The sequence below is a fragment of the Bradyrhizobium prioriisuperbiae genome (genome assembly GCF_032397745.1).
Classification (GTDB): domain Bacteria; phylum Pseudomonadota; class Alphaproteobacteria; order Rhizobiales; family Xanthobacteraceae; genus Bradyrhizobium_A; species Bradyrhizobium_A prioriisuperbiae.
In genome coordinates, this window is sequence record NZ_CP135921.1 from 2676158 (window position 1) to 2688953 (window position 12796).

General features: G+C 61.3%; 13 protein-coding genes. 6 read left to right on the forward strand and 7 right to left on the reverse strand.

Annotated elements, in window-relative coordinates:
* Positions 1-163 precede the first annotated feature (163 nt).
* Positions 164-946 (forward strand): SDR family NAD(P)-dependent oxidoreductase, encoded by a 783-nt coding sequence (locus RS897_RS12610; protein ID WP_315836877.1) that lies wholly within the window; start codon positions 164-166, stop codon positions 944-946.
* 80 nt (positions 947-1026) lie between these two features.
* On the opposite strand, the gene RS897_RS12615 is transcribed toward RS897_RS12610, so the two are convergent.
* Complete coding sequence (locus RS897_RS12615; protein WP_315836878.1) at positions 1027-1302, reverse strand: GlsB/YeaQ/YmgE family stress response membrane protein; 276 nt, start codon at positions 1300-1302, stop codon at positions 1027-1029.
* Positions 1303-1412: 110 nt separating this feature from the next.
* Complete coding sequence (locus RS897_RS12620; RefSeq protein WP_315836879.1) at positions 1413-2027, reverse strand: YidB family protein; 615 nt, start codon at positions 2025-2027, stop codon at positions 1413-1415.
* Positions 2028-2318: 291 nt separating this feature from the next.
* On the opposite strand from RS897_RS12620, the gene RS897_RS12625 reads away from it, so the two are divergent.
* Together RS897_RS12625 and RS897_RS12630 are read left to right on the forward strand one after the other, a co-directional pair.
* Positions 2319-3332: a 2-dehydropantoate 2-reductase gene (locus tag RS897_RS12625; protein ID WP_315836880.1), complete on the forward strand. Its 1014-nt coding sequence runs from the start codon at positions 2319-2321 to the stop codon at positions 3330-3332.
* A 214-nt stretch (positions 3333-3546) separates the two neighbouring features.
* Entirely contained in the window at positions 3547-5406 is a 1860-nt protein-coding gene (locus RS897_RS12630) for a tachylectin-related carbohydrate-binding protein (RefSeq protein ID WP_315836881.1), read from the forward strand.
* Between the two features lie 94 nt (positions 5407-5500).
* On the opposite strand, the gene RS897_RS12635 is transcribed toward RS897_RS12630, so the two are convergent.
* The 3 genes from RS897_RS12635 to RS897_RS12645 all read right to left on the reverse strand — a co-directional run bounded on the left by RS897_RS12635 (position 5501) and on the right by RS897_RS12645 (position 6798).
* Positions 5501-5845: a GrlR family regulatory protein gene (locus RS897_RS12635; protein WP_315836882.1), complete on the reverse strand. Its 345-nt coding sequence runs from the start codon at positions 5843-5845 to the stop codon at positions 5501-5503.
* Between the two features lie 148 nt (positions 5846-5993).
* Entirely contained in the window at positions 5994-6266 is a 273-nt protein-coding gene (locus RS897_RS12640; RefSeq protein ID WP_315836883.1) for a PepSY domain-containing protein, read from the reverse strand.
* Positions 6267-6375: 109 nt separating this feature from the next.
* Positions 6376-6798, reverse strand: coding sequence for a DUF1810 domain-containing protein (locus RS897_RS12645; protein ID WP_315836884.1), 423 nt, complete (start codon positions 6796-6798; stop codon positions 6376-6378).
* A gap of 140 nt (positions 6799-6938) precedes the next feature.
* Between RS897_RS12645 and RS897_RS12650 the strand changes: the two genes are divergently transcribed.
* Positions 6939-7361: a CAP domain-containing protein gene (locus RS897_RS12650; protein ID WP_315836885.1), complete on the forward strand. Its 423-nt coding sequence runs from the start codon at positions 6939-6941 to the stop codon at positions 7359-7361.
* A 156-nt stretch (positions 7362-7517) separates the two neighbouring features.
* The gene (locus RS897_RS12655; protein WP_315836886.1) at positions 7518-9464 is read left to right on the forward strand and encodes a serine hydrolase; all 1947 of its coding nucleotides are present in this window, start codon (positions 7518-7520) and stop codon (positions 9462-9464) included.
* Between the two features lie 89 nt (positions 9465-9553).
* Here RS897_RS12655 and RS897_RS12660 read toward each other — a convergent pair whose 3' ends face one another.
* Entirely contained in the window at positions 9554-10075 is a 522-nt protein-coding gene (locus tag RS897_RS12660) for a hypothetical protein (RefSeq protein ID WP_315836887.1), read from the reverse strand.
* 489 nt (positions 10076-10564) lie between these two features.
* Positions 10565-11374, reverse strand: coding sequence for a DUF2189 domain-containing protein (locus tag RS897_RS12665; RefSeq protein WP_315836888.1), 810 nt, complete (start codon positions 11372-11374; stop codon positions 10565-10567).
* 485 nt (positions 11375-11859) lie between these two features.
* On the opposite strand from RS897_RS12665, the gene coxB reads away from it, so the two are divergent.
* On the forward strand, positions 11860-12687 hold the full coding sequence (gene coxB / locus RS897_RS12670; RefSeq protein ID WP_315836889.1) for a cytochrome c oxidase subunit II: 828 nt from the start codon (positions 11860-11862) through the stop codon (positions 12685-12687).
* The last annotated feature ends 109 nt before the right edge of the window (positions 12688-12796 follow it).

The following is a 12796-nucleotide window of genomic DNA, read 5'->3' on the forward strand; positions in this document are numbered from 1 at the left end:
TTAAACGGAATGCATGCGTGATATTCCGTCACGCGGTTTGGTGGAATATTTGTGTCCCGCGCTATCGGCAGGCGCTACGTTGCGGGCCTGCGATGGATGGACTGCGGCTGATCGCCGGTCCGCACAGCGGAACAGATAATTTACAAAAGCTGAGGGTGAGGCAATGTCGACGGATGGTTTGCGCGCGATTGTGACGGGATCGGCTTCGGGACTGGGAGCCGCCACCGCGTTGAAGCTCTCGGGCCCCGGCGCGAAACTCGTGATCAATTATGCCTCCAGCAAGGACGACGCCGAGGCGGTCGCCACGCAGTGCCGCGCCGCGGGTGCGGAGGTTGTGGTGGTCCAGGGCGACGTGTCGCGTGACGAGGATTGCAAGCGGATCACGGCTGCGGCGGCGGCCTGGGGCGGCCTCGATGTGCTGGTCAACAATGCAGGTGCCACCAAGCATGTCGAGCACGCCCTGCTCGATCAATTGTCGGCGGAGGATTTCCAGCGCATCTACGGCGTCAACACCATCGGACCGTTCCAGATGGTGCGTGCTGCGCGCAGCTTGCTCGAAGCCGGCGCGAACGAGCGCGGGCGTGCATCGGCGGTGGTCAACGTCTCGTCGATCGCCGGGCTGACCGGGATCGGATCGTCGATCGCCTATGTGGCGAGCAAGGGCGCGTTGAATGCGATCACGCTGTCGCTGGCGCGGGCCCTGGCCCCCTTGATCCGCGTCAACGCGGTCTGCCCGGGCTATATCGATACGCCGTGGTTCGAGAAGGGCCGTGGCGTCGAGGGCGCCAACCGTGTCCGCGACATGGTCAAGCAGAAGGTGGCGTTGAAGGTCGCGTCGGGTCCGCAGGATATCGCCGGTCTGGTCTGTTTCCTGGCCGGACCGCAGTCCGGCCATATGACTGGTGAACTCGTGCGCATGGACGCGGGCATGCACCTCGTGACCTAGCCGACTCAAAAATCCCGATCGCGATATCCAACGTGGAGAAGCTATCGCGCTCGGATGTTCCGGATTTCGATCAGGCCGCGTCAGCGGCCGTGGTCGGGAATGACGCCGGCTGCGACCAGCCGGTTCCAGATGAACAGCACCACCAGCGCGCCGATGGTGGCGGTTATGAAGCCCGCGCCCTGGCCGGGGCTATAGTGACCGATCGCCTGCCCGATGAAGGTGGCGAGGAACGCTCCCACAATGCCGAGAATAGTGGTGAGGATGAAACCCGATGGATTGTTGGGGCCGGGCGACAGCAGCCGCGCGATGATGCCGGCGACGAATCCGACGATAATGATCCAGAGAATGCCGCTCATGTCGTGGTCCTTTTCAATCGAGGGGGCAGGTCAATCGTCGATGCTGCTATTCGCTGGTCCGGCACGGTGTCAGCGCCGAACCAGCGAAGCTTAACATCGATACATGCGCTTTAGATCCAGCGCGAGGCCTCGTGCTCGGTCGGCAGGCGGCCGTCCGGCGTCAGCTTGTTCACCGCTTCGGGCAGGAACTGACTCAAGCCCTGCAGCAGCTCGTCACGCGACAATCCGCTTTGCGACATCGCGGCACTGATCTGATCGGCGCCCAGCGCATTGGCGAGATCGTTGGGATCGATCGACTTGTTGGGGCCTGGGCTGACCCAGGAGTTCGCGGTGTCGCCGTGGCCATTGTCCTGGAATTGCTTCAGCAGGTCGCCGAGGCCGCCGCTCAGGATGCTTCCGGCCGCACCACCGGCCAGCAAGCCGCCGAGCCCGCCCTTGAGCAGGTCGCCCAGGCCGCCGGCACCACCCGGCAGCGAGGCCTGCGTGGTCTGGGGTGCACCCGGCGTGGGGGCGGGGATCGGCTTCGGGGTGCCCCCGGGCGCCGCGGTCGACTGGCCGCCACCGATATGCTTGACCGCCTTGTAGGCCAGCAAGGCGAGGATCGCCATGGTCAGCGGCGACATGCCGCCGCTCTTGCCCGGAGGAGCGCTTGGGTCCGAAGAACTCGGCTCGCTGGGGCCGCGAGGACCGTTCTGCATGCCATTGAGGATGTCGAGTAAGCCCATCATGTACTCCTGTCAGTTACCCCTTGGACACAAAGACTAGTATTCGCCCATGAAGGTGACAAGACGCAGTGCGCAGCGGAATATTTGTGCAGCGGAGAGGTATTGTTTAACTCGCGTTCAGATTGACTTCGGACCTGCGGCTAAAGGGCCAGCGTTGCGCACAGCGATGCTTGCCGGAAGGGTTGTGCGCGTCAACACATCTTCAGCGCGTTCTGGATCAAGCTTTTTTCCAAGACGGCGTAGCGCTTCGGCTCTATCAATCGAGCCGATCTCACGGGATGAGGACATAGCATGAGCGGATCGAGGCCGATCGTTGTTGCAGGCGCAGGAAGCATCGGCTGCTTCGTCGGCGGCATGCTGGCGCTCGCCGGTCATCGTGTCGTCCTGCTCGCGCGTCCCCGCGTCATTGACGAGATCAAGGGCCATGGATTGCGGCTGACGAGCTTCGAGGGTGCCGACCGGCGCCTGCCCGCATCCGCGCTCGTGTTGTCACCGGACGAACAGGTCCTGCGCGACGCCGCCATCGTGCTGGTGTGCGTCAAGAGTGCGGATACCGCTGAGATGGCGGCGACCATTGCTGCCCACGCGCCGCAAGACGCCGTGATCGTCAGCCTGCAGAACGGCGTCGCCAATGTGCCGGCGCTGAAGGCGCATCTCGCCAGCCAGCGGGTGCTGGCGGGTATGGTGCCGTTCAATGTGGTAGGGATGGGCGAGGGGCGTTACCACCGCTCGACCTCCGGCGACATCATCATCGAGCAGGATGAAGCGGCGACCGCCGCAAAGCTGTCGGTGGCCGATCTCAAGGTTCAGCCTAGCGAGAACATCAGTGGCGTGCAGTGGGGCAAGCTTCTGGTCAATCTCGGCAACGCCCTGAACGCGCTATCGAACCTGCCGCTGCGCGAACAGTTGTCGCAGCGCAGCTGGCGGATGTTGATCGCCGACCAGATGTCCGAGGCGCTGGCGGCGATGAAAGCCGAGGGCATTGATCCGGTGTCGACCACGCCACTGCCCGCGTCATGGGTGCCGTACGTCATGCGGCTGCCGGATTGGGCGTTTCAGATGATCGCCAAGCGGATGGTGCAGATCGATCCGCAGGCGCGCTCCTCGATGTGGGACGATCTGCAGCGAGGGCGACGTACGGAGATCGACTACCTGCAGGGCGCCATCATAGAAATCGCGCAACGCCGCCGATTGGCCGCGCCGCTGTCGAGCCGCCTGGTGGCGCTGATCAAGGATGCCGAAGCGCGCGGCCAGGGATCGCCGGGGCTCAGCCCGGAGCAGATCCGAAGCAGTTCGCGTAGTTAGCTCCTCAACGCTGCGGTTTCAACTGGTAGATTCTAGTATGTACAACCCGTGCTTGCAAACGGCAAAATTCGTGGCATCATCAAAACTAGATCATACGGGCCGAAAGCACTGCCTCAATCGGTCAAGTGCAAATATTACTGCGACTATTTTATCATATGGCGGCTCGCACAGTCCCGAGATCAAGCTGAACCCAGTTTAACGACGGGCAACGCACATGGCTGATACAATCGAGTTCGTCGAGAATGGCGTTAAGCTTGAGTATTCCATCGCTAGCAAGATGGAAGAGGTTGCCGCATCGGCCGCTCTTGGTGTTTTGTCAATTTGGAGCATTGTCGGAGCCGTAGCTTTCGTCGTCAACATCATCAAAACGCTTTCCGAGGACAATACGGTTTCGGAAGCGCTGGTGCGCCTGCAACGGCAGATCGATGAAATCAAAGCCGTTGTTACTGTCTTGGACGGACGTCTGGACGAGCTTACCCACGACGTTGCCATCGTTGCCAATCACTCGAAACTCATCATCCTACAGGACTACGCCGATGGCATTCAGGGGTTGCAAACGCAACTGCTGGATCGGCCGCAAGATATCGATACTGCTGTTCTGGTGGCGAACGAAGCTGGCGTTCTAGCCGACAAGTTCCTGCGAAGTGATTACGAGATCTGGCGTTGGGCGGATATAGTGCTCGATTGGCGTGGGGAAGGCGCTAATCGGCGTCTCGAACCGCAAGTGGCACTCGGCCATTTCAAAAACGTCCCGACTTTGCCCGTTTATATCTTGGCTCTGGTGACCTGGCTCGGCGCGCGCGAAAAAGTGGTGCGGGCTGGGCAAGCCAACAGGCTTGCGGGTGATGCCTTGCGACTACGACGTCATCTCGCCGCAGTTTCCGTCCGGACCGAGTTTGATAAGTATTATGCCGATCGGCCTGCCACCAGCACCGACGATCTTCTCGGCATCCCGCAATCGATTGCTGAAAACATTAAATACCGTATTCGCGCCTACATCTTACCCAGCACTAGATATTCACAGAACAACAAGTGCCACTATTATCACGTGGTCGGTAGCTTGATGACCGGCCGCCGTAAGCCAACACCATCATTCGAAATCTACATGCCCGAGAACAACGTGTTGTGCACGTTGTCGCCAGACATCATCGGGGCGTCCGAGGAAGAACTTCAGATGGAGACCGAGGCCGGTCTCGATGTTCTGGCGGAGTTTTCGCTCCTGCTCGATCGCGTGGCGAACGGGGGACCTCTGCTCGAGCCGATATTCCCGCCGTTCTCACATGGTGAGGGCTACTCGCCCGCTTTTCTTTATATGGTGTTGCTCAACGGTGACGTGATTTGGCGATGTAATGATTCCGCCAACCGGCCCGGCGGATCAACAGAGTGGAGGGAGCCTAAAAAAATCAAGGAAGGGTGGGGCCAGCACGCCAAATTTTTCAACGCGGGCGGACAGTCCATCTACTATATTGACGATGCTGGCAAGCTTTTCGGTCAAAAACACAAAGGTCTCGTTCTCGGGACCAACGATTGGAGTGAAACGGTCCAGGTTGGGTGGGGATGGAATAGTTTCGCCCATGTGTTCTCAGGCGGCAAGAATGTGATCTATGCCATCGAATCCGGCGGAGCGATGCGTTGGTATAGGCATATCGGAGGACCGCTAGGCGGAAATCTATCCGATTGGGACGGCTACTACAAAGACATTACCCCTGCGGCGACCTTGGCCGGTTTGCCGTCGAACCGGCTGGTTTTTTCGGGTGGCGAAGGCCATATCTACAGTGTGACTAACACAGGTGAATTGTGCCACCTTGAGCATCGCGGTTATCGAGACGGGTCCAACGACTGGGCGTATGGGGGTACACCTGGCTTTATTGGTGGAGGTTGGGGCCAATATGTCCAAGCAGTCGCGGCGCCTGACAACGTGTTCTATGCGATTACGGCGGATGGAGAACTGCATTGGCGCCGTTACATCACCGACACGAGGACATGGGAAGGACCCATTACCATGTTAAGGGGGGTGCCCGCTTGCCGCGCGATGTTCGCGAGCATGCCAGGCATCTTCCACGGACCGAGCTAGTTTTTCATACATTGAATTCGACGGATTAAATCTGACGCTGCTATGCCGTTCTCTTCATGTTCCGTTAAAAGGTCAAACCTTCTGTGCACAGATATTAGCTGGCATCCGCCAGCCGGCGCAGCGAGGCCGTGAAGCGGATGCTCTGTTTGCCGAACAGCGCCGTGCCGCCGAGGGTGAAATCCGTCTCGCCGATCTTGCCGGAAAAGCCGATGCTCACCGCGCGTCCACCGAACAGCGGCTCGGCATCCCTGGGCTTGGTGTGCTGATCGACCTCCATCTCGCCTTTCAGCGTGACACCGTCGCTCTCATAGCTGCCGGTGTAGAACAGGAAGGCGTCGCCGCCGAGGATCGTCCCGTCGCGGAAAACGATGACGCCGCTGCCCTTGCCGAAGTGACCGTCGAGCGTCTTCACATGGACCGAGTACAGTCCGTTTTTCATTGGTGTTGCCCATCCATCATCCCCCGAAATTGATAGGACGGATGCGTCGTCGGGCACAACAGCGACGATGGCCGTACGTATGACCCCCGACCCAGAACCGCGTTGCGGTCGCGGGCCCGATCCGGCTGGGTCCGGATCGGGGTCATGTTCACCAGCGATCGACGTTCAGGATTTCGCCGGTCCGTCCGTCGACATTGACATTGATGGTGCGCCCGGCCGGGTCGCGCCCTTCGATGTGCCAGCGCCCGTCATCGAACTGGATTTCGTTGACCCCGATCACACCGATCCGGTTGGCCACGTAAATCGCCTGCTGCATCGAGATGATCGATCCGCTGGAGTCGGCGGCGGCCGGTGTCGGCAAGGTGAGTGTGGATATGCCAAGGGTTGTCACCACGGCCGCTATCATCGCCAGATTGCGCATTCTCAAGTCTCCGTTTCGCTTCAGCCGGGTTTTGAACGCGCGACGCGAGGGATGGTTTCGCATCTGCACGCGCAGGGAACAATGAGGGACCCGGGGGGAACCCGGTCGCTCAGAGCCTGTCCAGCGTTCCCTGGTCGGATGCGCCGGCAAAATATTTGGCGAGAGCGTCAAGGAAGGGGGCGTTGTCAGCCGTCACCTGAGCGAACAGCGTCATGCACGAGTGGAACTTGAGATCGTCGGGCGTGCCGAGGATTTGCCGCGCGGAACGATTGTCGACGGCGAGCACCAGCGCCGTACATTCGTGCAGCCGTGGGCCGAGCAGGGCGTGCTGGAGATAGGCCATCGCCTCGGCTCGCGAGGCGATGGCATAACGCTGCGCCATGGCGCTGTGGCCGAGGCCGGCGATCTGGGGGAAGACGAACCACATCCAGTGGGTGCGCTTGGCGCCGACGCGCAATTCCGTCAGCACCTGCTGAAACACCGGCGCCTGGGCCTCGACAAAACGCTGCAGGTCGTGCGGATCGTCCGTCATTGCTACCGCTCCCGTCGACAGTCGCAGGATGGGCCCGCATCCGGCCTGCTTTTTCAGCCGCCGGTTTGCTGCTAATCAGGCAAACCCATCGTCGTCCCGTCCCTTATAGCAAGGCGCAATCGTTGAGCGGATTCCCTGCAATGAAAAAATGGCTGCTGATCGCCGCGACCGTACTGTCGTTCGCAGGCGTGGCCCATGCCGACAGCATCGCCGGCCAGGTCAGCGCCTATCGCCGGGCCCACGGCCTGACGGCGGTGCAGATCGATGGCCGCCTGAACGCGCTGGCCCTGCAGCAGGCGCAGGCCATGGCGGCGCGCGAAAGCGTCAGCCATACCGCCGGCGGGCTGTTCCAGACCCGCGTCGCCGGTCTGCGCCGCCGCCTGGCCGCGGAAAACATCGCCGCCGGCTTCCTCACCTTCAGCGAGACTCTGAAGCAGTGGGAAGACAGTGCCGGCCATCGTGAAAACCTGCTGATGGTCGGCGCGCGCCGCATCGGCGTCGCCTCGGTGTCGAAGCCGTCGTCGCCCTATCGCCGGTTCTGGGCGATGATCATCACGGATTAGGTCCGCGACCGATTTCGCTTTCGCGGTCCCGCTGATTGACCTTCCATATCGCAAATGTTACGAACTGTAGCATATCGGTCGCCGCTCTCCGAATGGCCGATGCCTCCGACCTTTGCGCCGCCCATCGCTCTCGCCGAGCGGGAAAGGGTCGCCCGGATGAAGTCCCTGCATCGCCGTCTCGCTGGACTATCGATCCTCTGGCTCGCGACTCTCGCCACCGCAGCCCGCGCCTACACCACCGAACCAATGAGCGATCCGGAAGCGCTTGGCTTCTCGTCATCACGGCTGGCGCGGATCGCGGCCTGGCAGCAGACGCAGGTCGATGCCGGCGCCTTCTCCGGCGCGGTTGCGGCGATCGCACGGAACGGCAGTGTTGCCTACATGCAAGCGGTCGGCTTTCACGACCGTGCCAGGACGATCCCGCTGCAGCATGATGCAATCTTCTGGATTGCCTCGATGACCAAGCCGGTCACCAGTGTCGCCGCCATGATGCTGGTGGAGGACGGCAAGCTCGATCTCGCCGCCCCGGTCCACCAGTATCTTCCCGAACTCAGGGACATGATGGTCGCCGTCGAGACGACCGATCCTGCAAGCGGGCAAAGCAAACTCACGCTTGAGCCGCAAAAGCGCCCGATGACGGTGGAAGACCTGCTGCGCCATACCGCCGGACTAGACTACGGTATCGCCGGAACGAAGGTGGGCCGGCTCTACTTCAAAAGCTTCCATGGCCAAGCCGGCGTGTTCCGCCGGGACAACACCCTTGCCGATTTCGTCTCCGCTCTCGCCAGGCTTCCACTTGTTCACCAGCCTGGTGAGGTCTGGGATTACAGTCTCGCCGACGATGTACTCGCGCGTGTCATCGAGGTTGCCTCCAGTCAACCGTTCGATCAATTCCTGGAGAGACGCCTGTTCAAGCCGCTGAACATGGTCGACACCGGCTTTTTCGTGCCGGAAGCCAAGCTTTCGCGCCTGGTTGATCCACCCGCCGGCGGCTGGGGCGGTCCGCCGGACAGCGTGATGGCTGATGTCACCAGGCCGACCAGACTCTTCTCCGGCGGTGGTGGACTGGTGTCGACGGCGGCCGACTATCTGCGGTTCGGCCAGATGCTGCTCAATGGCGGCGAACTCGACGGCGTCCGTATCCTTTCATCAGCGACTGTGCGGCGGATGACCACGAACTCACGGCCGCCAGACATCCGCTTCGCCGGCTTTGCCAGCGGCCTTGTCGGGCCCCAGGCTGGCTCGACCTGGGGATTAGGCTTTGCGGTCCGCAGCGACGCCACGTCGAGTGTTGTGCCTGGATCGGTTGGCAGCTTCTCCTGGATGGGCGTCTCGGGTACCTATTTCTGGGTCGACCCGGCAGAGCAACTGGTTGTCGTGCAGATGATCCATATGCGCGGCGGGAGCGGCCCCTTCCAAGGCATGTTTCGCCATCTCACCTACGGCGCCTTCCATGTTCCCGAGCACGGTGTGACGGCACCCGTGAGGATCGACGCGGCCACACTCGCTGCCTATGCGGGAACTTATGCGTTCTCCTCGACAAGTTCGCGCAACAAACAGGCGCCGAACGGCGACGTTCACGGGTTCGGCGGTCTCGGCATCAATCTCGCCATCGAGAATCGCCAGGTCAAAGTGGTGTCTCCGATCCGCGGCATGCCCGCCGCCAGGGCCGGCATCATGGCCAACGACATCATCACGCACCTCGACGATGAGCCGCTTCAGGGCCTCACCCTCGATCAGGCGATCAAGAAGATGCGCGGGCCGGTCAACACCAGCGTCCGCCTGAAGGTCGTGCGCAAGGGGGTGGAACATCCAATCGATATGTCGATCGTCCGCGCTCAGGTCCGGGTGGCAGGGGTTGGAGCCGACCTCGACGTCACCGTCAGGGACGGCAGGCTCCTCGTCGAGGTAAGCGGCGACCTGCCGGTGCTGGATTTTGAGAAAGGTGCAGCAATCACGGTCGCCCCGATGTCGAGTAACGAGTTCTTCGTGGATGGCGGCGACCACACCCGCCTTGCCTTCTTGCGCGATGCGACGGGCAAGCCGACGCGCCTTGTCCTCAATCCGGGGCCTTGGCAGATCACGGGGCAGCGGATCAACTGACCGCAGAGATGCCGGATGGTCATAAAAAGATAAAAACTCCGCTTGGCAACAAGCGGAGTTTTTTGAATGTCCAGGGATCAGGCTGCGCGTCAGGACCGAGTCAGCGTGATCGTCACACCGGAGAACTCGCTGCCCTGGGAGGTGATCTTGACCGTCTGGCTGTTACCGTGGGTGCTCAGGTTCAGATTGGCGGTGAAGGCCGGCGACGACACCACGACCTGAAACAGCCCTGCCTGGGCGCGGCCTTCCAGATCGCCGCCGACACCTCGGCTGGTCTCGGACCAACTGCCGGAAATCTTGCCATTGGAATTGCGGACATTGCTCGCGAGCTCGAACTTGTAGCTGTCGCTGGCGCAGCGCAGCGTCTGCTGCAGCCCGTTGCCATTGTCGCCGACGGAATAAGTGGCGCGGCACTTGATGCGCTCCTTGGCGCCGCTGGCCAGCGAGATCGAACCGGTGCCGCTCCACACCCCTGCAAGACCTGCGAACGGCGCGGCCTGCGCGAGCGCGATCGACGGTGCGAGAGACAGCGAAATCACGGACAGCGATGAAATCACGGCGTACACGGCGCCCGCCTGGAGACGGCGGCGGGTAAAAAAGTGCTCAATCATTGAGGTTTGCATCCTTCAAACAATCCGCTGACAACCGCAGCAGCCCTGAACTAGTTCCCCAAAAAAAGGCACAATTTGGGTGCGCCCATCTTATGCCATCGCAGGCTTTTCAAAAGCCCGCAAGGTTGAGAAAGTGTTCGCGCCCAGGCCTTGCACCGGGCTCTGTGACATAATTCTGAAATAACCATCCGCAAGCCGCCCGTCAGTGTGCTGAATGCGAAGTTCGTGCGATTTCACGGCAACCGCTTTCACGAACTTCGCATTCATAAAGCACACTAGAATCATAAAGTTGCTAGTGTCCTTATCGAATCCGAAGTTCGCTCCGAAGGTGCGGTTGAGTGATGCGAACTTCGGATTCGGGACACTAGCCCGGATGCGATGATCCCATCGTCACGATCTGTTCGATGTCATGTCTAAAAATGCTGATCGGCCGGGAGCGGGTTGGCCTCGCACGATCCCGGCCGCCTGTTTTCTCGCCTGTCTGCGCAGTCAGACGATCATCTTGCGGTAGAGATGCCAGGTGGCATGGCCCAGCACCGGCAGCACCACGGCGAGGCCGAGGAAGAACGGCACCGAGCCGATCACCAGCAGCGCCGCCACGAACAGGCCCCATACCGCGATGTTGAACGGATTGATCATCACCGCCTTGAGCGAGGTCAGGATCGCGTCGGTGGCGCTGGCGTGCCGGTCCAGCATCAACGGGAATGAGACGACGCTGATGCAGAGCGCCAGCACCGCAAACAGGAAGCCGACCCCGCATCCCACCACGATCAGCATGCGCCCTTCAGTGCTGGTGAAGATGCGGCTGATGAAATCCGGCATGCTCGCCGCCGCCTGGTGGCCGAAGGTCGCGACATAGATTGCGTTCGCCGCGGCGACCCAGACCACGAACAGCGCGAGCAGGATGGTGCCGAGCCCGAGCATGGCGCCGAACGATGGCGAGCGCAGCACACGGAAGGCGTCCCAGGCCGAGGGCTCTTCGCCGCGCTCACGGCGGCGGCTGAGCTCATAGAGGCCGAGCGCCGCGAATGGACCGATCAACGCAAAACCGGCCGCCAGCGGAAACAGCAGCGGCAGCACCGAATAGCCCAGCACCAGCCGCGCCAGCGCGAGGCCGAGCACCGGATAGATCACGCACAGCATCACGGCGTGACTCGGGATCGCCTTGAAATCCTCCCAGCCGAGACGCAGCGCATCGCGCAGGTCGGCGGTGGTGATGTTGCGGATCACGATCGGTGCATCGGCATCGGACACGTGTGCCGCGATTGGCGAGGCGTTGTCGGAAGTCTCTATGATCATTGGGCGCAGCCCTTCTCAGGTCGCAGCAGGTGCGAGGAACCGCAACGCGCACGGCAGACCAATTGAGCAAGAGCCGCCGGACACTATCGTCACGACCTTCGTGGCGAGCTTAGCGTGATTTGTGGTCGCGGTCACTCGCCGCGCTGATCTCGCCTCTCGCCGTCCATTGTGCAACTGCACAAAAAAATCGGCGATGCGCTCTCGCTGTGGCGGCGCATTGCTCCCGTGAAGCACGCGAGGTGTCGATCTATTGACAACCAAGGTGTTCACGGAACATCTTAAGCCAAGGCCCGAAACTCGGTGAGTCTGCTCGGAGAGAATGACGGTCGTTAACGTGTGCTCTATGAACTTGACGTCGCGACCGTTGGAATGGGCGTGGCAGGAGACACACCGATGGTGAGCAACATCCACCATCGATGCAAATATTGAGGCCAAGCCCTTCTTAGTTCTCGTCCGAAGCCTCGACAGGCAAGGATGAACGAGGGATGCCCGTTGCTATTTTGTTGCTTGTGGTTGCTGTTGGTTCAGTAGTGTTCCACTTCCTGAGCCCGTGGTGGTGGACGCCGATTGCCTCGAATTGGCAGTATATCGATCACACCATCATCATTACGTTCTGGATCACCGGCGTGGTGTTTGTCGCGGTGGTCGGCTTCATGGCCTATTGCGTCTGGCGGTTCCGGCACAAGGAAGGCCAGAAGGCGCATTATGAGCCTGAAAACACCAAACTGGAATCCTGGCTGACGATCGGAACCGCCATCGGCGTCGCGGCCATGCTGGCACCCGGCCTGATTGTCTGGCACCAGTTCGTCACGGTGCCGGCCGAAGCCACCGACGTCGAGGTCATGGGCCAGCAGTGGCGCTGGAGCTACCGGCTTCCCGGCAAGGACGGCAAGCTCGGCACCACCAGTGCGCGCAACGTCAGCGCGGAGAATCCGCTGGGGCTCAATCCCGACGATCCCAATGGCAAGGATGATGTGGTGATCGACGGCGGCGAGCTGCATCTGCCGATCGGCAAGCCGATCAAGGTGCTGTTGCGCTCGATCGATGTGCTGCACGATTTCTACGTGCCGGAGTTCCGCGCCAAGATGGACATGGTGCCGGGATCGGTCACCTACTTCTGGATCACCCCGACCCGAACCGGGACGTTTGAAGTTCTGTGCGCCGAGCTTTGCGGCCTCGCGCACGCGCAGATGCGCAGCTCGGTCATCGTTCAGGAGCAGCGCGACTATCACGCGTGGCTCGAGCAGCAGCCGACGTTCGCCGAATTATCGGGTCAGCGCCCGATCAAGAAGGCGGCTGCCGACGACAACTAACGCGTAACGCTTTCCAGACACAGCATCGGAAGGCGGCACACGGTTGAGTGGGAGCGAGACTTCTGGCGCAAGTCTTCTGACTTAAGACCGGAAGCTTGCTCAAAGGAAA

Coding starts and splice junctions, on each gene's coding strand:
- RS897_RS12630 (WP_315836881.1), top strand. CDS start 3,547: ATGGCTGATACAATCGAGTTCGTCGAGAATGGCGTTAAGCTTGAGTAT.
- coxB (WP_315836889.1), top strand. CDS start 11,860: ATGCCCGTTGCTATTTTGTTGCTTGTGGTTGCTGTTGGTTCAGTAGTG.
- RS897_RS12625 (WP_315836880.1), top strand. CDS start 2,319: ATGAGCGGATCGAGGCCGATCGTTGTTGCAGGCGCAGGAAGCATCGGC.
- RS897_RS12650 (WP_315836885.1), top strand. CDS start 6,939: ATGAAAAAATGGCTGCTGATCGCCGCGACCGTACTGTCGTTCGCAGGC.
- RS897_RS12655 (WP_315836886.1), top strand. CDS start 7,518: ATGAAGTCCCTGCATCGCCGTCTCGCTGGACTATCGATCCTCTGGCTC.
- RS897_RS12615 (WP_315836878.1), bottom strand. CDS start 1,302: ATGAGCGGCATTCTCTGGATCATTATCGTCGGATTCGTCGCCGGCATC.
- RS897_RS12660 (WP_315836887.1), bottom strand. CDS start 10,075: ATGATTGAGCACTTTTTTACCCGCCGCCGTCTCCAGGCGGGCGCCGTG.
- RS897_RS12610 (WP_315836877.1), top strand. CDS start 164: ATGTCGACGGATGGTTTGCGCGCGATTGTGACGGGATCGGCTTCGGGA.
- RS897_RS12645 (WP_315836884.1), bottom strand. CDS start 6,798: ATGACGGACGATCCGCACGACCTGCAGCGTTTTGTCGAGGCCCAGGCG.
- RS897_RS12640 (WP_315836883.1), bottom strand. CDS start 6,266: ATGCGCAATCTGGCGATGATAGCGGCCGTGGTGACAACCCTTGGCATA.
- RS897_RS12635 (WP_315836882.1), bottom strand. CDS start 5,845: ATGAAAAACGGACTGTACTCGGTCCATGTGAAGACGCTCGACGGTCAC.
- RS897_RS12620 (WP_315836879.1), bottom strand. CDS start 2,027: ATGGGCTTACTCGACATCCTCAATGGCATGCAGAACGGTCCTCGCGGC.
- RS897_RS12665 (WP_315836888.1), bottom strand. CDS start 11,374: ATGATCATAGAGACTTCCGACAACGCCTCGCCAATCGCGGCACACGTG.